General features: G+C 73.3%; 19 protein-coding genes and 2 tRNA genes. 15 read left to right on the forward strand and 6 right to left on the reverse strand.

Going from position 1 to position 20,912, the window contains the following annotated elements; translation table 11 throughout:
- Positions 1-80 precede the first annotated feature (80 nt).
- From IFT72_RS04050 to IFT72_RS04075, 6 genes are all read left to right on the forward strand, one after another.
- The gene (locus IFT72_RS04050) at positions 81-1,172 is read left to right on the forward strand and encodes an ABC transporter permease (RefSeq protein WP_156369972.1); all 1,092 of its coding nucleotides are present in this window, start codon (positions 81-83) and stop codon (positions 1,170-1,172) included.
- Between the two features lies 1 nt (position 1,173).
- Positions 1,174-2,184, forward strand: coding sequence for an ABC transporter permease (locus tag IFT72_RS04055; RefSeq protein WP_192045625.1), 1,011 nt, complete (start codon positions 1,174-1,176; stop codon positions 2,182-2,184).
- Entirely contained in the window at positions 2,181-3,941 is a 1,761-nt protein-coding gene (locus IFT72_RS04060; RefSeq protein ID WP_192045626.1) for an ABC transporter ATP-binding protein, read from the forward strand. The genes IFT72_RS04055 and IFT72_RS04060 overlap by 4 nt, the downstream gene beginning before the upstream one ends.
- A 38-nt stretch (positions 3,942-3,979) precedes the next feature.
- Positions 3,980-4,876: an ATP-binding cassette domain-containing protein gene (locus IFT72_RS04065; RefSeq protein ID WP_371741157.1), complete on the forward strand. Its 897-nt coding sequence runs from the start codon at positions 3,980-3,982 to the stop codon at positions 4,874-4,876.
- On the forward strand, positions 4,873-5,886 hold the full coding sequence (locus tag IFT72_RS04070) for a D-isomer specific 2-hydroxyacid dehydrogenase family protein (protein ID WP_192045627.1): 1,014 nt from the start codon (positions 4,873-4,875) through the stop codon (positions 5,884-5,886). The genes IFT72_RS04065 and IFT72_RS04070 overlap by 4 nt, the downstream gene beginning before the upstream one ends.
- A gap of 145 nt (positions 5,887-6,031) precedes the next feature.
- Positions 6,032-6,104, forward strand: a tRNA-Asn gene (locus tag IFT72_RS04075).
- Between the two features lie 180 nt (positions 6,105-6,284).
- On the opposite strand, the gene def is transcribed toward IFT72_RS04075, so the two are convergent.
- The gene (gene def / locus IFT72_RS04080; RefSeq protein WP_056054287.1) at positions 6,285-6,851 is read right to left on the reverse strand and encodes a peptide deformylase; all 567 of its coding nucleotides are present in this window, start codon (positions 6,849-6,851) and stop codon (positions 6,285-6,287) included.
- A 40-nt stretch (positions 6,852-6,891) separates the two neighbouring features.
- Between def and IFT72_RS04085 the strand changes: the two genes are divergently transcribed.
- The 9 genes from IFT72_RS04085 to IFT72_RS04125 all read left to right on the forward strand — a co-directional run bounded on the left by IFT72_RS04085 (position 6,892) and on the right by IFT72_RS04125 (position 15,862).
- Positions 6,892-7,806 (forward strand): DMT family transporter, encoded by a 915-nt coding sequence (locus IFT72_RS04085; RefSeq protein WP_371741158.1) that lies wholly within the window; start codon positions 6,892-6,894, stop codon positions 7,804-7,806.
- Between the two features lie 145 nt (positions 7,807-7,951).
- Positions 7,952-9,190, forward strand: coding sequence for a glycosyltransferase (locus tag IFT72_RS04090; protein WP_371741159.1), 1,239 nt, complete (start codon positions 7,952-7,954; stop codon positions 9,188-9,190).
- Positions 9,191-9,219: 29 nt separating this feature from the next.
- Positions 9,220-9,293, forward strand: a tRNA-Ile gene (locus IFT72_RS04095).
- A 96-nt stretch (positions 9,294-9,389) separates the two neighbouring features.
- A complete protein-coding gene (locus tag IFT72_RS04100) occupies positions 9,390-9,707 on the forward strand; it encodes a hypothetical protein (protein WP_056054298.1) in 318 nt (105 codons plus the stop codon).
- An 864-nt stretch (positions 9,708-10,571) separates the two neighbouring features.
- A complete protein-coding gene (locus IFT72_RS04105; protein ID WP_056055849.1) occupies positions 10,572-11,702 on the forward strand; it encodes an LLM class flavin-dependent oxidoreductase in 1,131 nt (376 codons plus the stop codon).
- A gap of 98 nt (positions 11,703-11,800) precedes the next feature.
- Complete coding sequence (locus IFT72_RS04110; protein ID WP_056054301.1) at positions 11,801-12,433, forward strand: FMN reductase; 633 nt, start codon at positions 11,801-11,803, stop codon at positions 12,431-12,433.
- Positions 12,434-12,524: 91 nt separating this feature from the next.
- Complete coding sequence (locus tag IFT72_RS04115) at positions 12,525-13,442, forward strand: DUF1684 domain-containing protein (protein ID WP_192045629.1); 918 nt, start codon at positions 12,525-12,527, stop codon at positions 13,440-13,442.
- Positions 13,443-13,489: 47 nt separating this feature from the next.
- Entirely contained in the window at positions 13,490-15,145 is a 1,656-nt protein-coding gene (locus tag IFT72_RS04120; protein ID WP_371741160.1) for a bifunctional 3'-5' exonuclease/DNA polymerase, read from the forward strand.
- 225 nt (positions 15,146-15,370) lie between these two features.
- Positions 15,371-15,862, forward strand: coding sequence for a DUF3145 domain-containing protein (locus IFT72_RS04125; RefSeq protein ID WP_056054307.1), 492 nt, complete (start codon positions 15,371-15,373; stop codon positions 15,860-15,862).
- 109 nt (positions 15,863-15,971) lie between these two features.
- Here the strand turns inward: IFT72_RS04125 and fabF are convergent, their stop codons facing one another.
- From fabF to IFT72_RS04150, 5 genes are all read right to left on the reverse strand, one after another.
- Positions 15,972-17,210 carry a beta-ketoacyl-ACP synthase II gene (gene fabF, locus IFT72_RS04130; RefSeq protein WP_056054310.1) on the reverse strand — a complete coding sequence of 413 codons (1,239 nt, stop codon included), beginning with the start codon at positions 17,208-17,210 and terminating at the stop codon, positions 15,972-15,974.
- A 112-nt stretch (positions 17,211-17,322) separates the two neighbouring features.
- Positions 17,323-17,571, reverse strand: coding sequence for an acyl carrier protein (locus tag IFT72_RS04135; RefSeq protein WP_056054313.1), 249 nt, complete (start codon positions 17,569-17,571; stop codon positions 17,323-17,325).
- An 80-nt stretch (positions 17,572-17,651) separates the two neighbouring features.
- A complete protein-coding gene (locus IFT72_RS04140) occupies positions 17,652-18,662 on the reverse strand; it encodes a beta-ketoacyl-ACP synthase III (RefSeq protein ID WP_192045630.1) in 1,011 nt (336 codons plus the stop codon).
- On the reverse strand, positions 18,659-19,579 hold the full coding sequence (locus IFT72_RS04145; protein ID WP_192045631.1) for an acyltransferase domain-containing protein: 921 nt from the start codon (positions 19,577-19,579) through the stop codon (positions 18,659-18,661). Before IFT72_RS04145 ends, IFT72_RS04140 begins: the two co-directional genes overlap by 4 nt.
- Positions 19,580-19,681: 102 nt before the next feature.
- Positions 19,682-20,893, reverse strand: coding sequence for a CdaR family transcriptional regulator (locus IFT72_RS04150; protein ID WP_056054320.1), 1,212 nt, complete (start codon positions 20,891-20,893; stop codon positions 19,682-19,684).
- Between the last annotated feature and the right edge of the window lie 19 nt (positions 20,894-20,912).

Below are 20,912 nucleotides of genomic sequence, written 5' to 3' on the forward strand. Positions count from 1 at the left end.
AGGGGGTGTCCCGCCCACGGGCGGGACGCCCCCTTCCCGCGTCCGCTCCGCACCACCACGAAAGGCACAGTGACGTGACAGTGCTCACCGGGAGCGCCACAGCTCCCGCGACGCCCCCGACGACCACCGAGAAGAGGCGGAAGTCCGCCGGCGGCGGCCTCGGCCGCTACCTCGTGGTCAGGGCCCTCCTGATCATCCCGACCGTCTTCATCCTGGTCACCCTGGTCTTCTTCCTGATGCGGGTCGTCGGGAACCCGATCACCGCCTCCGTCGGGGGCCGCCTCACCGAGGCGCAGCTGCAGGAGCGTCTGCACGCCGCGGGCTACGACCGGCCGATCATCGTCCAGTACCTCGAGTACCTCGGCCAGATCGTCCGCCTCGACTTCGGCACGACCGCGACCGACAACCGCCAGATCAGCGAGGTCATCGTCACGTACGGCGCGGCCACGGTCGAGCTCGTCTTCTACGCCCTGATCGTCGCCCTCGTCATCGGCATCCCGCTCGGCATGCTCGCCGCCTACGTGCGCGACCGCTGGCCGGACGCCGTGCTGCGCATCCTCGCGATCCTCGCCTACGCGACCCCCGTCTTCTTCGCGGGCCTTCTGCTCAAGCTCGTCTTCTCGGTCTGGCTGGGCTGGCTGCCGCTCAGCGGCCGCGCCGACACGAGGGTGGGCATCGCCCTGGGGCGGATCGAGAACCCCACCGGCATCTACATCATCGACGCCCTGCGCATCGGCAACGCCACCATCACGACGAACGTGCTGAGCCACGCCGTGCTGCCCGCCCTGACCCTCGGCCTCCTCACGGCCGGCATCTTCCTGCGCCTGGTGCGCACGAACGTCATCGGCACCCTCGGCTCCGAGTACGTCGACGCCGCCCGCTCGCGCGGGGTCTCGGAGTTCCGGCTCGTCCGCAAGCACGCGCTGAAGCCCGCCCTCATCCCGATCATCACCGTCATGGGCCTGCAGATCGCCATGCTGCTCGGCGGCTCGGTGCTGACCGAGACGACCTTCGGCTGGCGCGGCCTCGGCTTCGAGCTGCAGCAGTACCTGTCGGCGCGCGACTTCGTCGCCGTGCAGGGCATCGTGGCCGTGCTGGCGGTGATCGTCGCCGTGACCAACTTCGTCGTCGACGTGATCGCGGCTCTCATCGACCCGCGAGTGAGGTACTGACATGTCCACCGTCCCCACCGCCGTCCTCGCCGACCGCCGCGAGCCGCTCTGGAAGCGCCTCCCGGTCGTCTCGCACCTCCGCCGCTCGGTCGGGCTCCAGCGCGGCATGCTCGTCGCCGGCCTCGTGCTCTGCGTCGTCTTCATCGTCCTGGCCCTCTTCGCCCCCCTCATCGCGCCCTACGGCTTCGGCCAGCTGAGCGACGCCGACGGCAACTTCGCCCGTCAGGCCGCCCCCTCCGCCATGCACCTCTGGGGCACGACGGTGGGCGGCTACGACGTCTTCAGCCGGGTCGTCTGGGGCACCCGGACGGCGATCGCCGTGATCGTCGTCGCCGTGGTCCTCTCGATCACCATCGGCGTCGTGCTCGGCCTCGTCTCGGGCTACCTCGGCGGCTGGCTCGACCGCGTGCTCGTGGTCGTCGCCGACGCCGTCTACGCCTTCCCGTCGCTGCTGCTCGCCATCGTCATCTCGATCGTCATCAGCGGGGGGCAGTCGAGCCTGTGGGGCGGCATCCTCTCCGCCGGCATCTCGATCACGGTGGTCTACGTGCCGCAGTACTTCCGCGTGGTCCGCGCCGAGGCCGTCCGCCTGAAGGCCGAGGCCTTCGTCGAGTCGGCCAAGGTCGTCGGCAGCAGCACCCCGCGCATCATGTTCCGGCACGTGCTGCGGAACGCCACGCGGAGCCTGCCGCTCATCCTCACCCTGAACGCCTCCGAGGCGATCCTCACCCTGGCCGCCCTCGGGTTCCTCGGCTTCGGCATCGGCCCGACCTCGGCCGCGGAGTGGGGCTACGACCTCAACCGGGCGCTCAGCGACACGGCGAGCGGCATCTGGTGGACGGGCGTGTTCCCGGGCTCGGCGATCGTGCTGATGGTGCTCGGCATCACCCTCGTGGGCGAGAGCCTCAACGACCTGGCCGACCCGCGCCTCCGGACGCGTCGTCGTGCGGGGCGCAAGAAGACGACGTCCGCGGCGCAGGCCCCGGCCGAGACGACGGAGGTCCCCGCATGAGCGACGACACCAGCACCACGGCCGGCGGCACGACGAGCGCGGGAGGCGCGGTGGCGGTCCGCCACGCCTCGCACGACCTGCCTCGCGACCAGCGCGACGTCGCGGTCGGCATCACCGACCTGCGCGTCACGTTCGCGACCGACGGCGGCGACGTGCCGGCCGTCCAGGGCGTGACCCTCGACGTCCGCGCCGGCGAGGTCCTCGCGATCGTGGGGGAGTCGGGGAGCGGCAAGTCCGTGACGGCCAAGACGATCCTGGGGCTGCTGCCCGAGACCGCGACCGCGAGCGGCGCCGTGGTGCTGAGCGGGAGCGACGTGCTCTCGGTCGGCGCCGGCAAGGTGCGCGAGCTGCGCGGCACCGAGGTCGCCATGGTCTTCCAGGAGCCCTCGACCGCGCTCAACCCCGTCTACACCGTGGGCTGGCAGATCGCCGAGGGCATCCGCGCCCACGGCAAGGTCAGCCGGAAGGACGCGAAGGCCCGCGCCGTCGACATCCTGCGCCGCGTGGGCATCCCCGACCCGGAGACGCGGGTCGACCACTACCCCCACCAGTTCTCGGGCGGGCAGAAGCAGCGCGTCGTCATCGCGATGGCGCTCGTGCTGAACCCGTCGGTCATCGTCGCCGACGAGCCGACCACCGCCCTCGACGTGACGGTGCAGGCCGAGATCCTCGACCTGCTGCGCGACCTGCGCGACGAGTTCGGCACGGCCATCGTGCTGATCACCCACAACATGGGCGTCGTCGCCGACCTGGCCGACCGTGTCGCGGTGATGTACCTCGGCCGCGTCGTCGAGCAGGCGTCCGCCACGGACCTCTTCGCCGCGCCGCAGGACGACTACACGAAGCGCCTGCTGGCGTCCGTGCCCAAGCTGGAGGCGCGGGGCGCGCAGGTGCAGGCGGCGGAGGCCGACCGCGAGGTCGTCGTGCGCGCCACGGGGCTCGAGATCGAGTACCCGGGCCGCTTCGGCCGCAGCGGCTTCCGTGCCGTCAAGGGCGTCGACTTCTCCATCGCTAAGGGAGAGGTGCTGGGCCTCGTCGGCGAGAGCGGCTCGGGCAAGACGACCATCGGCCGGGCCATCGCCGGGCTGACCAAGGTCACCGGCGGGTCGCTCGAGGTGCTGGGCGTCGAGATGAACGGCGTGCACGAGCGGGACTTCAAGCCCCGCCGCGCCGACATCGGCTTCGTCTTCCAGGACCCGGCCTCCAGCTTCAACCCCCTGTTGACGATCGCCGAGTGCGTCGCCGAGCCCCTGGTGGTGCACGGTCGTGCCCCGCACGCCCGTGCGGCGCGGAAGCGCGTCGACGAGCTGCTCGAGGCCGTGCAGTTGCCCCGGGCGTTCGGCGACCGGTACCCGCACGAGCTCAGCGGCGGCCAGCGTCAGCGTGCGAGCCTGGCCCGGTCGCTCGCCCTCGAGCCGACCCTGCTGATCGCCGACGAGCCGACCAGCGCGCTCGACGTGTCGGTCCAGGCGCGGGTGCTCGAGCTGTTCCGCGAGCTGCAGTCCGACCTCGGGTTCGCCGCCCTGTTCATCAGCCACGACCTCGCCGTCGTCAACATGCTCGCCGACCGCATCGGCGTGCTCTACCACGGCGACATGGTCGAGATGGGGCCGAACGACCAGGTGCTCGGCGCCCCTGAGCACCTGTACACGCAGCGGCTGCTGGCCTCGCTGCCCGTGCCCGACCCGGCCGAGCAGGCGGCGAGGCGGCAGCACCTCGCCGAGCTCGACCGGGTAGCGGCCGAGGGCGCGGCCTGACCGTGGCGGGGCTCGACCTCGACCTGTCGCGACCGGTCGTGACCGACGACCTCTCGCTCGAGTACCCGGCGCGTGCCGGCAGCCCCGCCCTGCGCGCGGTCGACGGCGTCACGCTCTCGGTGGCGCCCGGTGAGATCATCGCCGTGCTGGGCGAGAGCGGGTCGGGCAAGTCGACCCTGGCCCTCGCCCTGGCGGGCCTCGTCGGCCGCGGCCGGGCGCCCGAGGGGCGGCCCCGCATCGTCGGCGGCGCCGCCCGCGTCTTCGGCCAGGACCTCCTGCGGGCGTCGCCGCGTCGTCGCGACCGGCTCACGGCCGTGGTCGGCTACCTCGCGCAGGACGACGGCGAGGCGCTCAGCCCCGACCTCACCGTGGGGGAGGCCATCGCCGAGCCGATCTACCTCCGCGACAAGCGGTTCGACCGACGGGAGGCCGGTCGTCTGACGTCGACGCTCGTCGACGCGGTGCACCTGCCGCTCAGCGTCATGCTCAAGCAGACGTGGGAGCTCAGCTCGGGCCAGCGGCAGCGCGTGGCGCTCGCGCGGTCGCTCGTGCTCGAGCCGAGCCTGCTCGTCGCCGACGAGCCCGCCCGCGGGGTCGACGTGCTGGTGCGGCAGGCCGTGCTCGACGTCATCAAGAACCTGCACGAGGACCGCCAGTTCTCGGCCGTCGTCGTCACCTCGTCGGTGGCCGAGGCGCGCGCCGTGACCGACCGGGTCGCGGTGATGCGCGGGGGCCGTCTCGTGGGCCACGGTCAGATCGACGAGGTGCTGCGTGACGGGGTCGACCCGTACGTGAAGGTGCTCGCGCAGACGTCGCCGATCGACGTCATCCGACGGGGCTCGAGCGGCGCGGTCGGCTCGGCCGGCCCGCTCGGCGAGGCCGAGGGCGACGCCGACGGCGATGCCGGGCAGATCGCCGGGGGAGACCTGCGATGACCGGGGGCGCTGACGTTCCGGTCGCCCGCGGGCACCGCTCCACCGACGTGGTCGCCGCCCTGCCCGCCGACCGCCGACCCCGCCCGGGCGCCGTCACCGTCGCGCCGCGGGAGTCCCCGGTCTTCGTGGCCGCGGTCGAGGAGGCCGGGGGCTCGCTCGTCCCGCTCGGCCCCGATACGCGCGGCCTGATCTGGCTGTCGTACCGTGACGTCGCCGGCCTCGACGCGGCACTCGCCGCCCATCCCGGCATCGAGTGGGTCCAGCTGCCCTGGGCCGGCGTCGACGCCTTCTCCGACGTGCTGGCCCGGCACGCCGACGCCCCCCGGCCCCTCTGGACGAGCGCGAAGGGCGCGTACTCCGAGCCGGTCGCCGAGCACGCCCTGATGCTCGTCCTCTCGCTGCTCCGGGTCGTGCCCTCGCGCGTCCAGGCCACCTCGTGGCAGACCGAGCAGCGCGGCGTCTCGCTGTACGGCCGACGGGTCGTCGTCGTGGGCGCCGGAGGGATCGCGCGCGAGCTGCTGCGGCTGCTCGCGCCCTTCGAGTGCCGCGTGACGGTGGTCCGCCGGTCGGCCGAGCCCGTGGCGGGCGCCGAGCGCACGGTCACCGTCGAGCAGCTCGACGAGGTGCTCCCCGACGCGGACGTCGTCGTGCTCGCGGCGGCCTCGACCGCCGAGACGGCGCGCCTCGTCGACGCCCGGCGGCTCGCGCTGCTCCCTCCGCGGGCCGTCCTGGTCAACGTCGCGCGAGGTGACCTCGTCGACACGGAGGCGCTGGTCGCCGCCCTGGACGACGAGCGTCTCTGGGGCGCCGGCCTCGACGTGACGTCGCCCGAGCCCCTGCCCGACGGGCACCCGCTCTGGGGGCACCCCCGGGCGATCGTGACGCCGCACCAGGCCGACACCCCCGAGATGACGGCGCCGCTGCTCGCGGGCCGCATCCGCCACAACGTGCGCGCCCTGGCCGGCGACGGCGACTTCGCGGGGGTCGTCGACCCGCGCGCCGGCTACTGAGGTCCGGTCCCACGGGCGCCCGCGGGCGGTGGGGGCAGGGGCCGCGGCGCGACGCGCCCGGCGCGCGCCCGGTGTACATCCGGAGGTCAGATGTGCGCTACAGTTGGACCCGCTGTTGAGAACTCAGGTTCGCAGCAGTTGCCATTCCTCGATAGCTCAATTGGCAGAGCAGCCGGCTGTTAACCGGCAGGTTCTTGGTTCGAGTCCAAGTCGGGGAGCGAAGGCCCAGCGGCTCCACCCGCTGGGCCTTTTCACGTTCCTGGGGGAGTGTCGAGGCTCGTGGCCCCTCCGGCCTGGCTGGTGCGCGGCGGGCCTGCGGAAGCCAGCCCGCGACTCCCCGGGGTCAGCACCGCGTCGCGGGCCGGCCCCGGCGTGCCGTCGTATGAGGACGACGCCGATCAGTCGTCGAGGTGGTCGACGCCCGGCAGCCAGGTCTTGCCGGGCACGCCCCAGCTCGCGCGCTTCACGGCCTTGACGGCCGCCTTGTGGAACGGGTGCTCGAGACGGTCGGCGTAGAGCACGCCGTCGAGGTGGTCGTACTCGTGCTGGAAGATGCGGGCGAGCCAGCCGACCGCCTCGATCTCGAACGGCCGCCCGTCGAGGTCGGTGGCCCGGAGCAGCACGCTGTCGGCGCGGCGCAGCGGGAAGCGCTCGCCCGGGATCGACAGGCAGCCCTCCGACTCGCCCTCGTCGTCGAGCGGCTCGATCGTCAGCGGGCTCTGCCACAGGGTCGGGTTGATCGCGACGCCGCGCTGGTCGCCGCCGTCGTCGTCGATCCACGACCAGACGAAGAGGCGCAGGCCCACGCCCACCTGCGGGCCGGCGAGGCCGACCCCGGGAGCGGCGTCCATGGTCTCGAACATGTCGGCGACGAGCGTGCGCAGCTCGTCGTCGATGTCGAGCACCTCGGAGGCGCGGTGGTGGAGGACGGGATCACCCGTGATCGAGATGGGACGTACGGCCATTCGTCCAGACTATCGACGACACGCCCGCTACCGTGGTCGCGTGAGCGCTGACCTCGGGGACCTGACCGCCCAGGTCTCGCTGACCCCGTACCAGGCGCTCGGCATCCCGCTCGCCCTCGTCGGCGCCGTCTTCCTGTCCATCGGCGCGCAGCTGCAGAGCCGGGGCGTCGCGAAGGTCGAGCACCGGCTCGGCGCGGCGCACAGCGGAATGTCGGTGCGCCAGGTGCTCGCCCTGCTCGGGCGGCCCTCGTGGGTGATGGGAACGGCCATGCTGGGCCTCGCCATCGTCTTCCAGCTCACCAGCCTGAAGATCGCGCCCCTCCTCGTCGTGCAGCCGCTCGGCGCCGTCGCGCTCGTCGTCACGGCCCTCGTCAACGCCAGGGTGACGGGGCGTCGGCTGACCGGCAGGGTCAAGCGCTCGATCGCGATCTGCGTGGGCGGCATCGGGCTGTTCGCGACCGTCGCCGCCTTCACCGCCACGGAGAGCCCGATCACGACCCCGCAGCTCGTCACGGTGCTGGTGCTGCTGCTCGTCGTGGGGGCCCTGCTCGGTGGGGCGTTCGTGCTCCTGCGCCGTCGCCGCAGCGCGCTGTTCTACATCATCGGGGCCGGGGTGCTCTACGGCTTCGTGGCGACGCTCGCCAAGGTCGTCCTGAACAGGATCACGGCGGGGGAGTTCGACTGGCTCAGCGTGGTCTGCCTCGTGATGCTCCTCGCCGCCGGGGCCCTGGGCGGGTACTTCGTGCAGAACGCCTACTCGTCGGGCTCGCCCGACCTCGTCATCGCCGGCCTCACGGTGGTCGACCCGATCATCGCCGTCACGATCGGCATCGTCGTGCTGGGGGAGGCCGCGACCGCGCCCGCCGTCGCCGTCGTGCTCTTCCTGCTCGCCGGCGCGGTCGCCGTCTACGGCGTGTTCCAGCTGGCCAAATACCAGCCCGTGAAGAAGACCTGAGCTAGCGTGGCCACGCCGCGTCGGGAGCGGGCCGCCCACCGGGCGCGCGCCTCCTCGGCACGACCCGCGCCTCCTCGGCCTGACCCGCGCCTCACCTGACCACCGTTCGACCTGACCACCGAGCCTCACGAAGGACGCCCGAGACGTGACCGACGCCCCCGATCCCGCCGCGCCGACCCACCCGGAGGCCGACTCCGACGCCCGCCTCACCGTGCTGATCGCCGCCGACACCTTCCCGCCCGACGTGAACGGCGCCGCCAACTTCGCCGAGCGCCTCGCCGTCGGGCTCGCCGACCGTGGCCACGACGTGCACGTGCTGGCCCCGGCGGCCACGCGTCGCCACGGCACGTTCCTCGAGCAGCACGCCGGCACGACCCTGACCGTCCACCGCCTGTACTCCACGCGCTGGCCGCTGCACGACTGGCTGCGCTTCGCGACCCCGTGGCGGGCGCAGCGCAACGCCGAGCGCGTCATCGCGCAGGTGAAGCCCGACGTCGTGCACATCCAGTCGCACATCGTCGTCGGGCGCGCGGTCGTCCGCGTCGCGAACCGCCTCGGCATCCGCGCCGTCGCGACGAACCACTTCATGCCCGAGAACCTCCTCGAGCACACCGGGCTGCCCCAGGGGCTCCGGGCCACCGCCGTCGCGTTGGCGTGGAAGGACGCGAGCTCGACCTTCCGCCGCGTCGAGGCCATCACGACGCCGACCCAGGCCGCCGCGGACTTCCTCGAACGGGCCGTCGACGTGCACGGCGTGCTGGCCGTCTCGTGCGGCATCGACGCGGCCGACTACACCGCCAGGACCGACCGCCCGGCCGAGAACCGCATCGTGTTCGTCGGCCGGGTCACCGCCGAGAAGCAGATCGACGTGCTGCTCCGGGCCGTGACGCAGCTCGACCCCGCCCTCGGCGCCACGCTGACGATCGTCGGCGGGGGCGACCTCATGAAGCAGCTGCAGCAGCTGACCGTCGACCTGGGCCTCTCCGACCGGGTGACGTTCGCGGGGTACCTGTCCGACCACGACCTGCGGCAGACGCTCACCGACGCCACGGTGTTCGCGATGCCCTCGATCGCCGAGCTGCAGAGCATCGCCAGCCTCGAGGCGATGGCGTCGGGCCTGCCGATCGTCGTCGCCGACGCGATGGCGCTGCCGCACCTCGTGACGGAGGGCGTCAACGGGCACCTCTTCCGGCCCGGCGACAGCCGAGACCTCGCGGCGAAGCTGACCCGGGTGCTGACCCTCCCCGACGACGAGTACCTCGCGATGCGGAGGGCCAGCCTGCGGGTCATCCAGGGGCACGACATCCAGCGCACGCTGAGCGTGTTCGAGGGGCTGTATCGTGGTCAGCCGGTGGCACCCACCACCGAGGTCGACCCGGCCTGACCCGCCTCGGCGGCCCGACGGGTCGGCGGGGGGCGGTAGCTCAGCCGGTTAGAGCAGTCGACTCATAATCGATCGGTCACGGGTTCAAGTCCCGTCCGCCCTACTGGTGTCGATGCGGTGCGTCGTCGTGCGCCGCGTCTCGCTCCTCGCTCCTCGCGTCTCGCGCCTCGCGCTGAGGTGCCTGTGGCACGATGTGCGCATGTTCACGAGGCGACCGCGCGATCTGCAGTCCGACGACGACGGCCCCGCGGCCGGCCCGGCCCGCATGGGCATCGGGGCGCAGGTGTACGTGCTCGACTCCGACGAGGACGCCGCGTCGCCCTTCCCCTACGGCCCGACCGGCGTCGTGCTCCGGGCCGGCGGCTCGGCCTGGCAGGGAGTCTCCGCCATCGGCGGGTCCGCCCGCACCTGGTGGGTCGAGTTCGACTCGCCGCAGATCGACCGTGACGGCGACGGCCCCGTCGAGCGTGCCCAGGTCGCCGAGCGCTTCCTCCGCCTCGCGCCCCCGCTGGCCTGACCCGCTCCTCCTTCTCCTCGTCCTGCTCGGGCGCCCCGTCCGCGCCGGAGGGCGGCGTCCTTCCCTCCACGACCTCCGGGCCCCCGACCGGACCCCTCGACCGCGACCCTCCTCGTCCGCGACCCTCCTCGTCCGCGACCCTCCTCGTCCGAGCGCCCGCCTCCCGTCTCGCCTGCCGCCCTCCGGCCTGTCGGCAACTCCTGCTCCGTGCCCCGGAGCGGCCCCGTCGGCCGGGACGGGCGCGCCTGAGCAGGAGTTGCCGACACACCTGAGCCGATCGAGTGGGCCCCGGTGCGTCGGGTGCGCGACGGGCACGCCTCCGTCTATCGCGACTCCTCGCTGGTCTCGGGATCGCCGCGCTCGGTCGGCAACTCCTGCGCTGTGGTGCGCGGAGCGGGGGGAGTCGCGGTGTCGGACGCAGGGAGCAGGAGTTGCCGACAGGGCGGGCCGTGGAGGGCGTGCCCGGCGATGACGAGGTGGCCGGACACGGCTGGCGCGGGGGCTCGTCCGTGGGCGCTCTGGGGCCCCTCGTGCACGGTCGGCAACTCCTGCCCTGTGCTGCGCGCGGCGGGGGAGTCGCGGTGCCGGAGGCAGGCAGCAGGAGTTGCCGGCACGAGGGGTGGGGGCGGGGAGCGGGAGTTGCCGACAGGAGGGTGCGAGCGGGGAGCAGGAGTTGCCGACACGAGGGGTGGGAGCGGGGAGCGGGAGTTGCCGACAGGGGGCGCCGGGCGCGGGGCGGGAGCCGGCGACGCGGTCGAGAGAGAGAGAGAGAGAGAGAGGACCCTCGGGGCGGGAATGCCGAGGGGGAAACGCGCGTTCGGACAACTACATGCAAACGCATGCAGTTGAGCTAGGGTGGACACCATGCAGCTAGGGATCTTCAGCGTCGGCGACATCACGACCGACCCGACCACGGGGCGGACCCCGACCGAGCACGAGCGCCTCGAGGCGATGGTCACCATCGCCAAGAAGGCCGAGGAGGTCGGCCTCGACGTCTACGCCGCCGGCGAGCACCACAACCCGCCCTTCGTCAACTCCAGCCCGACGACCCTCCTCGCCTGGATCGCCGCGCAGACCGAGACGATCACCCTCAGCACCTCGACCACGCTCATCACGACGAACGACCCGGTCAAGATCGCGGAGGACTTCGCGACCCTCCAGCACCTCACGAACGGCCGCGTCGACCTGACTCTCGGCCGCGGCAACACCGGCCCGGTCTACCCCTGGTTCGGCAAGGACATCCGCCAGGGCATCAACCTCGCGATCGAGAACTACGCGCTGCTGCGCCGGCTCTGGACGGAGGACGTGGTCGACTGGAAGGGGCACTTCCGGACGCCCCTGCAGGGCTTCACCGCGACTCCCCGGCCCCTCGACGGCGTCGCGCCGTTCGTGTGGCACGGCTCCATCCGCAGCCCCGAGATCGCCGAGCAGGCCGCGTACTACGGCGACGGCTTCTTCGCCAACCACATCTTCTGGCCCGCCTCGCACACGAAGCAGATGGTCGAGCTGTACCGCACCCGCTTCGAGCACCACGGCCACGGCCGCGCCGACCAGGCGATCGTGGGCCTCGGCGGTCAGGTCTTCCTGGGGAAGAACTCGCAGGACGCCAAGGCCGCGTTCCGCCCCTACTTCGACCAGGCCCCCGTCTACGGCCACGGGCCGAGCCTCGAGGACTTCACCCGGCAGACGCCCCTCACGGTCGGCAGCCCGCAGGAGGTCATCGACCGCACCCTCGGCTTCCGCGAGTACGTCGGCGACTACCAGCGTCAGCTGTTCCTGATGGACCACGCCGGGCTGCCGCTGAAGACCGTGCTCGAGCAGCTCGACATCCTCGGCGAGGAGGTCGTCCCGGTGCTGCGCGCCGAGTTCGACGCTCGGCGCGCCCCCGGCGTGCCCGACGCGCCGACCCACGCCTCGCGGGTGGCCGCGGCCGACGCCGCCGCGCTCGACGCGCAGGCGCTCCGCGAGGCCGACCCCGTCGCCACCGCGCGCTGAGCGCCGGCCGGAGCCCCGGCACGGACCAGCACCAGCACCAGCACCACCAGCACCAGCACCAGCACCAGCACCAGCACCCCAGACAGGAGCACCACCCCGTGAGCACCAAGACCGTCGTCGTCGTCAGCGCCGGGCTCAGCCAGCCCTCCTCCACGCGGCTGCTCGCCGACCGCCTCGCCGAGGCGACCGCCCGCGAGCTGCTCGCCGGCGGGACGCCCGCGCGCGTCGAGGTCGTCGAGCTGCGCGACCTGGCGCACGAGATCACCGACGCCCTGCTCACGGGGTTCGCTCCGGAGGCGCTGGCCGCGGCCCTGGAGCAGGTCGCGCGGGCAGACGGCCTGATCGCGGTCACTCCCGTGTTCACCGCGTCGTACAGCGGCCTGTTCAAGTCGTTCTTCGACGTGCTCGACAAGGACGCCCTGAGCGGGACCCCGGTGCTGCTCGGGGCGACCGCGGGCACGGCGCGCCACTCGCTCGTGCTCGACCACGCGCTCCGGCCGCTGTTCTCGTACCTGCGGGCGGTCGTGTCGCCGACGGCCGTCTTCGCCGCCTCGGAGGACTGGGGCGGGGGAGACGAGACGACGACCGGCCTGCCCGAGCGCGTCAGCCGCGCCGCCGGCGAGTTCGCGGCCCTCGTCGCCCGCCACGACACCGAGCGCGACGACCCGTTCGCCGACGTCGTGCCGTTCGCCGAGCAGCTGCGCCGCCTCGGCGGCGACACGACGCCGTAGCCCGCCGCGCCGCGGCACGGCCCTCCGCGCCGCGCCGCGGGGCATGATCGGACGCCCCGCGAGGTTCACCCCGACAGACCCAGGAGGACCCATGGCCGACACCACGCCCCGCACCCCCGACGCCGCGCCCCGCACGCCCGACGCTGTGCCCCGCACGCCCGACACCGCGCCCCGCACGCCCGACTCCGCGTCGGCGGCCGTCGAGCTCGAGCGCTTCCGCGCCCTCCGCCACGCCCACGTCGTCGGTGCCCGCGGCCCGCTCGCCCTCGTGAACACGCAGTGGGTCGACTCGCCCCAGCCGATCTGGGGCGTGCCGGGCACGTGGGAGCCGACCGCCGCGGGCGTCTCCGGCCTGCGGGTCACGGCCGCCGCCTCCGACGGGATCGTGGTCGACGGCGACCTCGTCGACGGATCGGTGCTGGTCTCGGGGGACGACGCCGTCATCCCGAGCAGCGTGCGGTTCTCCGACACGGTCACCGGCACCGTGGTCGCGAACGACGACCGCACGAGCTGGGCGCTCCGCGTCTGGGACGCCGCGTCGCCCGACATCGGCCGCTTCGGCGAGATCGACGCGTTCCGCCACGACCCGGCCTGGGTCGTCACCGCCGAGTTCGTCCGCAGCGAGGAGGGGGCCCAGGTCGACATCCGCCACCAGGCCGACCTCGAGCTGAGCCGGCCGAAGCCGCTGTCCGGCGTCATCCGCGTCACCCTGGACGGCGTCGAGCACGAGCTGGTCGCGTTCCCGGCCGGTCAGGGCGACCGCCTCCAGCTCGTCTTCTCCGACGGCACGACCGGCGACAGCACCTACTCCGTCGGCCGCTTCCTCTTCCCGACGCCGTCCGACGACGGTACGATCGTGCTCGACTTCAACCGGGCGGTGCTGCCGCCCTGCGCCTTCAGCTACGCGTTCAACTGCCCGGTGCCGCCGCCGCAGAACCGGCTCACGGTCGCGGTGGAGGCGGGCGAGAAGACCGTGCTCGACACGGCCGGGGCCCCGCTGCACGAGTAGCGCGGGGTGCGGCCGGGCGGGCCCCCGTCAGGTGGCAAGATCGACGGGTGTTCATCCTCGTCCGCCGTCTCGACGACGGCGACGTCGAGCTGACCCCGTGGAGCCGCGAGGCCCCGGGCGCCGCGCTCGCCCCCGGCCCCTCCCGCACGGTCGCCGACGGCGAGCTCGCCGAGGTGGTCAGGAGGCGCGAGGCCGACCCCGACGTCGCGTCGCGGCCCCGCTGGGTCTGGGACGACACCCCGCGGTGGTACCCGCGCCTCCTCGAGGCCGGCGTCCGGGTCGCCCGCTGCGTCGACCTGCGCCTGTGCCACGCCCTGCTGCGGGCCTCGGCCGCCACCGTCGGCTCCGAGCTGCACGGGGCCCCTCGGGGGCCGTGGGACGTGCCCCAGGCGAGCGAGTCCCCGCGGGACGGGCTCTTCGACGTCCTGCCCGAGTCCCTCCCCGACCCCGCGGCCGAGTTCGCCCGCCAGCGCGCGGCGATCGAGGCCGCCGAGGGGCGGGGCAGGCTCGAGCTGCTGACGGCCGCCGAGTCGACGGGGGCCCTGATCGCGGTCGAGATGCGCCACCGCGGCGTGCCCTGGTCGCCCGTCGTGCACGACCGGCTGCTGACCGAGATCCTCGGGCCGCGGCCCGCGCCGGGCGAGCGGCCGAGCCGGACGCGCGCCGACCTCGCCGAGGTGCGCGAGGCCCTCGGGGCGCCCGACCTCAACCCCGACTCGCCCGCCGAGCTCGTCCGGGCGCTGCACGGCGCCGGCGTCATGGCCGCGTCGACGAGCAAGTGGGAGCTCGAGCGGCACGACCACCCCGTCGTCGAGCCCCTGCTGCGGTACAAGAAGAAGCAGCGGCTGCTCGTCGCGAACGGCTGGGCCTGGCTCGACGCGTGGGTGCGCGACGGCCGGTTCCGCCCCGACTACGTGCCGGGCGGCGTCGTGACCGGTCGCTGGGCGACGAGCGGGGGAGGCGCGCTGCAGCTGCCGAGGGCGGTCCGCGCCGCCGTCGTGGCCGACCCGGGCTCGTCGCTCGTCGTGGCCGACGCCTCGCAGCTCGAGCCGCGCATCCTCACCGGCCTCAGCGGCGACCGGGCGATGGCCGCCGCGGGGGAGGGGGACCTCTACGAGGGCATCGTCGCGAGCGGTGCCGTCGCGAGCCGCGCCGAGGCGAAGGTCGCGATGCTCGGCGCCATGTACGGCGCGACCCAGGGCGAGAGCGGGCGCCTCGTGCCCCGGCTGGCACGGAGGTTCCCCCAGGCGATGCAGTTCGTCGAGGACGCGGCGCGGACGGGCGAGGCGGGCGGTGTGGTCAGCACGCTCCTCGGCCGCACCTCGCCCTCGCCGGCCGACGCCGCCGACGAGCTGCCGCCCGAGATGCCTCGCGCCGCCGTCGACCGCGACGCGCGCTCGTGGGGCCGCTTCACGCGCAACTTCGTCGTCCAGGGCACGGCTGCGGAGTGGGCCCTGTGCTGGATGGGCGCGCTGCGCTCCCGGGTGCACGACCGCTGGGGCCACCTCGGCGACGGCGCTCCCCACCTCGTCTTCTTCCTCCACGACGAGGTCGTGCTGCAGGCACCGAGGGAGGCGGCGGCCGAGGTCGCCGAGATCGTCACGGAGGCCGCGGCGGAGGCCGGGCGCCTCCTCTTCGGCTCGGCCCCGGTGCGCTTCCCGCTCACGGTGGCGGTGGTCGACGACTACTCGCAGGCCAAGTGACGGGGCGGCCCGCCGCGTGTGCCGTGTCCGCCCACCCCGACGCGCCCGGGTGCACAGCTGTTACACGGTTGTGATGCACGGGCGGCATCTGCGATGATCTCCCCAGCGGGCTCGCCCGCGCACAACTGAACACGCACGAGAGCAACGATCGCAGCCGCGCTGCACCGTTCGAGAGGTCGATGGGGAAGTCGCACCTGACCGAATGGAGGAATCGTGGCTGCTGCAATGGCTCGGGGAGTGCTCTACGTGCATTCATCCCCTCGTGCACTGTGCCCACACGTGGAGTGGGCAGTCGGTCGTGCCCTCGGGCACGCCGTCAACTTCGCGTGGGTCGACCAGCCCGTGCTGAAGGGCTCCCAGCGCACCGAGTTCTCCTGGCAGGGAGACGAGGGCGCGGGTGCCCGCATCGCCTCTGCCCTCCGGGGCTGGGAGCACCTCCGCTACGAGGTGACCGAAGACCCGGGCGCCGAGAACGACGGCGGGCGCTGGATGCACTCGCCCGACCTCGGTGTGTTCTTCGCGCAGACGGACACCGCGGGCAACACGGTCGTCCCCGAGGACCGCATCCGGTACGCCATGGACATCGCAGGCTCGAACGCCCTCGAGCTGCACCGCGAGCTCCGGCTCGCGCTCGGGCAGGCGTGGGACGACGAGCTCGAGCCGTTCCGCCACAGCGGCGAGGGGAACCCCGTCGTGTGGCTGCACAAGGTGGGCTGACCGCTCGGCCGACCCGCGCCTCCCGGGTCGCGTGACGAAGGCCGGCATCCTCGCGGGTGCCGGCCTTCGTCGTGGTCGCCGCGACGCGTCGCGGCGCGTCGCGCCGGGGTCAGACCGAGCGGAACGCGATGACCGCGTTGTGGCCGCCGAAGCCGAACGAGTTGCTGATCGCGACGATCTGGCCGTCGGGGAGGCGACGCGGCTCGCCGAGCACGACGTCGAGGTCGATCTCGTCGTCCATCTGCGTGACGTTGATCGTCGGGGGAGCGATCTTCTCCTGCAGCGCCTTGACGGTGAAGACCGCCTCGATCGCGCCGGCCCCGCCGAGCAGGTGACCGGTCGCGGCCTTCGTGGCCGACACGACGAGCTTCGAGGTGTGGTCGCCGAAGACGCGCTTGATGGCGCGGTACTCGGCGATGTCGCCCACCGGCGTGCTCGTGGCGTGGGCGTTGACGTGCACGACCTGCTCGCGCTCGACGCCGGCGGCCTCGAGCGTGGCGACGACGGCACGCGCCGCGCCGGAGCCCTCGGGGTCGGGCGCGGTGATGTGGTACGAGTCACTGGTCACGTCGCCGCCGATCAGCTCGGCGTAGATCTTCGCGCCGCGGGCGAGCGCGTGCTCCTCGGTCTCGAGGACGAGCGCCGCGCCTCCCTCGCCCAGGACGAAGCCGTCGCGGGTGACGTCGTACGGGCGCGAGGCGGTCGCCGGGTCGTCGTTGCGCTTCGACAGGGCCTGCATGGCCGCGAACGACGCGAGCGGCATGGGGTGGATCGCCGCCTCGGAGCCGCCGGCGATGATGATGTCGGCGAGGCCCTGCTGGAGGTGCGAGTACGCGTTGGCGATGGACTCGGTGCTGGAGGCGCAGGCCGACACGACGGTGCGGGCGCCGGCACGGGCGCCGAGGCCCATGGAGATGGCCGCGGCGGGGCCGTTGGGCATGAGCATCGGGACGGTCATGGGCAGGACCCGGCGGGGGCCCTTCTCGCGGAGGGTGTCCCAGGCGTCGAGGAGGGTCCAGACGCCGCCGATGCCGGTGGCCCAGTCGACGCCGAAGCGCTCGGGGACGACCTCGGGGGAGCCCGCGTCGGCCCAGGCCTCGCGCGCCGCCGTGAGGGCGAACTGGCTGGAGGGGTCGAGCCGCTTCGTCTCGCGGCGGTCGAGCACGTCGGCCGAGGGCGTCCGCGCCTGGCCGGCGATGGTGACGGGCAGCTCGTACTTGGCGACCCAGTCCTGCTCGAGGGTCGTGATGCCGGACTGGCCGGCGAGGAGGTTGGCCCAGCTGTCGACGGCGGTGCCGCCGAGGGGCGAGGTCGCACCGATGCCGGTGACGACGATCTTCTTGGTCATGACGGTTCTCCCTGGAGTGGCGCTGTCGCCCGGCCGTGCAGGGGCGCGACGGAGAGCGGCGGAACGGGTGCGCCCGGCCGGCCCCTGGGGGCCGGGCCGGGCCGCGACGTCGTTAGTCCTGCGCCTTGGTGATGAAGGTGACGGCGTCGCCGACGGTCTTGAGGTTCTTGACCTCTTCGTCGGGGATCTTCACGTCGAACTTCTCTTCTGCGTTGACGACGATCGTCATCATCGAGATGGAGTCGATGTCCAGGTCGTCGGTGAACGACTTGTCCATCTCGACGGTGTCGGTCGCGATGCCCGTCTCGTCGTTGACGAGCTCGGCCAGGCCGGCGAGGACTTCTTCGGTGGACAGTGCCATGGTGTTGTTCTCCTTGAGGGGGTGTCGTGGTGACCGAGGTAGAGCCTATACAGGCGGGGGCGAGGGGGAGGCGCGGCGCGCTACGGCAGGACGACGACCTGGGCGCCGAACACGAGGCCCGCGCCGAAGCCGATCTGCAGCGACAGGCCGCCGCTGAGCTCGGGGTTCTCCTCGAGCAGGCGGTGCGTCGCGAGCGGGATGCTGGCGGCCGAGGTGTTTCCGGTGGTCGCGATGTCGCGGCCGATCACGACGGTGTCGGGCAGCCCGAGCTGCTTGGCGAACTCGTCGATGATGCGCATGTTGGCCTGGTGCGGCACGAAGGCGGCGAGCTGGTCGCTCGTGACGCCGGCTCGTTCGAGGGCGAGCTTCGCGACCTTGACCATCTCCCAGACGGCCCAGCGGAACACCGTGGGGCCCTCCTGGCGGAGCGTCGGCCAGGCGACCTCGCCGGCGCCCTCGCGGTACTCCTGCATGGTCGACGTCATGCCGATCGCATCCCACTTGCTGCCGTCGGAGCCCCAGACGGTCGGTGAGATGCCGACCGTGTCGCTCGGGCCGACGATCGCCGCGCCCGCGCCGTCGGCGAGGAGGAACGAGATGGTGCGGTCGGTCGGGTCGATGATGTCGCTGAGCTTCTCGGCGCCGACGACGAGCACGTGCTCGGCGAGGCCGCTGCGCACGAACGAGTCGGCCTGGGCGATGCCGTAGGCGTAGCCGGCGCAGGCGGCGCTGATGTCGTACGCCGCGGCGGGGGCCGCGCCGATGCGCTCGGCGAGCAGGGTGGCGACGGAGGGCGTCGCCACGCCGCCGCTGACGGTCGAGACGAGCACGACCCCGATCTGGTCGGGGCGGATGCCGGCGCGCTCGATCGCCTGGCGGGCCGCTGTCTCGGCGAGGTCGACGACGTGGACGTCCTTCGAGGCGCGGACCCGGGTGATCACGCCGGTGCGCTGCTGGATCCACTCGTCGGAGGAGTTGATCGGCTCGATGATGTCGGCGTTGGGCACGACGTTCTCGCCGCGGGCGGCGCCGAGCGAGAGGATGCGCGTGTACGCCGCACCGGTGGTCTGGTTCATCTGGGGGGTGGTCATGCTGCTCCCTCGAGGAGGTCGACGGCGGCCTGGAGGTCGTCGGGGGTCTTGACGGCGACGCTGGGGACGCCGCGGAGGGCACGCTTGGCGAGCCCGGTGAGGGCGCCGGCCGGGGCGAGCTCGACGATGCCGGTCACGCCCTCCGCCGCGAACGACTCCATCGTGGCGTCCCAGCGGACAGGTGAGGCCACCTGGCCCACCAGCAGCTCGACGAAGCGCGGGCCCGAGGTGACGACGGTGCCGTCGTGGTTGGTCCAGAGGCGGAGCGTCGGGTCGGCGGGCGTCACCGAGGAGGCGGCGGTGCGGAGGGCCTCGACGGCCGGCTCCATGAAGCGCGTGTGGAACGCGCCGGCCACCTGCAGCGCGACGACCCGGGCCTTGGCGGGGGGCTGCTCGGCGAGGGCCGCGAGGCCGGCGAGCTCGCCGGCGACGACGATCTGTCCGCCGCCGTTGTAGTTGGCGGGCGACAGGCCCAGCTCGGCGAGGCGGGAGGTGAGCTCGTCGGCGTCGCCGCCGAGCACGGCGCTCATGCCGGTCTCGACCTGGGCCGCGGCGGCGGCCATGGCGCGCCCGCGCTCGGCGACGAGGCGGACGGCCTCCTCGTCGGTGAGGACGCCGCTGACCGCTGCGGCGGTGAACTCGCCGACGGAGTGGCCGGCGGCGCCGCCGACGCGGCCGCGGTCGACGCGCGCGAAGAGGGCGTGCGCCGTGAGCAGGCCGGCGGCGACGATGAGCGGCTGCGCCACCGCGGTGTCGCGGATGGTGTCGGCGTCGGAGGTCGTGCCGTGCGCGACCAGGTCGAGGCCGGAGGCGATGCTCAGCGTCTCGAGGAGGCCGCGGCTCTCCGGGTCGGCGAGCCAGGGGGTGAGGAAGCCGGGGGACTGGGAGCCCTGCCCGGGCGCTACGACAACGATCACTGCTCCATCATGCCCTCGACACCGTGGGCCGTGGTGTAGCAACTCGACCAAAGATCGTGACGAGCCTTGTCGATCTCCACGAGGCGCCGCCTCCGGCACGCGTCAGCGGCGACGCGTGACCGGGGCGTCGTGGTCGGCGATCGAGCCGAGGATGAGCGCGCTCTGGAGGATGAGGGCCTCCCGGGCGCCGGTGGCGTCCCAGCCGATGACGTCGGAGACGCGCTTGAGGCGGTAGCGCACGGTGTTCGGGTGCACGAAGAGCTCACGCGCCGTCGCCTCGAGCGAGCGCCCGTTGTCGAGGTAGCACCAGAGGGTGGTGAGGAGCTCGGTGGAGTGGTTCTTGAGCGGTTTGTAGACGCGGTTGACGAGCGTCGACCGGGCGACGGGGTCGCCGGCGAGGGCCCGCTCGGGCAGGAGGTCGTCGGCCAGGACGGGTCGGGGCGCGGCTCGCCACGACCGCGCGACCGCGAAGCCGGCGAGGGCCGCCTTGGCGCTCTTGGACGCGTCGACGAGGCTGGGCACCTCGTGGCCGAGGACGAGGTGCCCGTCGCCGAAGCCGGGCTCGAGGGCCGAGGCGATCTCCGTGAACGACGTCCGGCGGTCGGGGGCGGCCGTCTCGCCGTCCGCGTCGGTGACGACCTGCTCGGCGCGGCCGATGACGAGGACGAGCCTGCTGCCCTGCACGCCGATGAGCACGTCGGCCTCGAGGTGCCGGGCCGTGCGCCGGAGCATGTCGACGTCGAGCATCCGCGGGGCCGTGCCGACGAGGACGGACACCTCGCCGTGCCCGTGCCAGCCGAGCGCCGCGATCCGGCTCGGCAGCTCGTCGTCGTACTCGCCGCTGAGGATCGAGTCGACGACGAGGGCCTCGAGCCGGGCGTCCCAGAGGCCGCGTGCCTCCGCGGCCCGCGCGTAGACGTCCGCCGAGGCGAACGCGATCTCGCGTGAGTAGAGCAGGATCGCCTCGCGGAGGGAGTCGTCGCCGTCCTTGACCCGCTCCTCCACGACCTCGACCGTCACGCGGATCAGCTGCAGGGTCTGCTGCAGGCTGACGCTCCGGAGCAGCTCGCGCGGAGCTGCCCCGAAGACGTCGGCGGCGATCCAGGGCGTCGACTGGGGGTTGTCGAACCAGCTGATGAACGACGTGATGCCGGCCTGGGCGACGAGCCCTACGGCGGAGCGCCGCCCGGGCGGCATGTCGCCGTACCAGGGCAGGGTCTCCTCCAGGCGTTTGATCGTCGCCGTCGACAGCTCGCCCGAGACCGTCCGCAGCCACGCGAGCGTGCGCTCCTTCGTGGCGGCGGACGGTTCCATGGGCGAGTGCGACACCCGC

Origin of the sequence: Frigoribacterium sp. CFBP 8754 (genome assembly GCF_014841815.1) — a bacterium.
GTDB lineage: Bacteria > Actinomycetota > Actinomycetes > Actinomycetales > Microbacteriaceae > Frigoribacterium > Frigoribacterium endophyticum.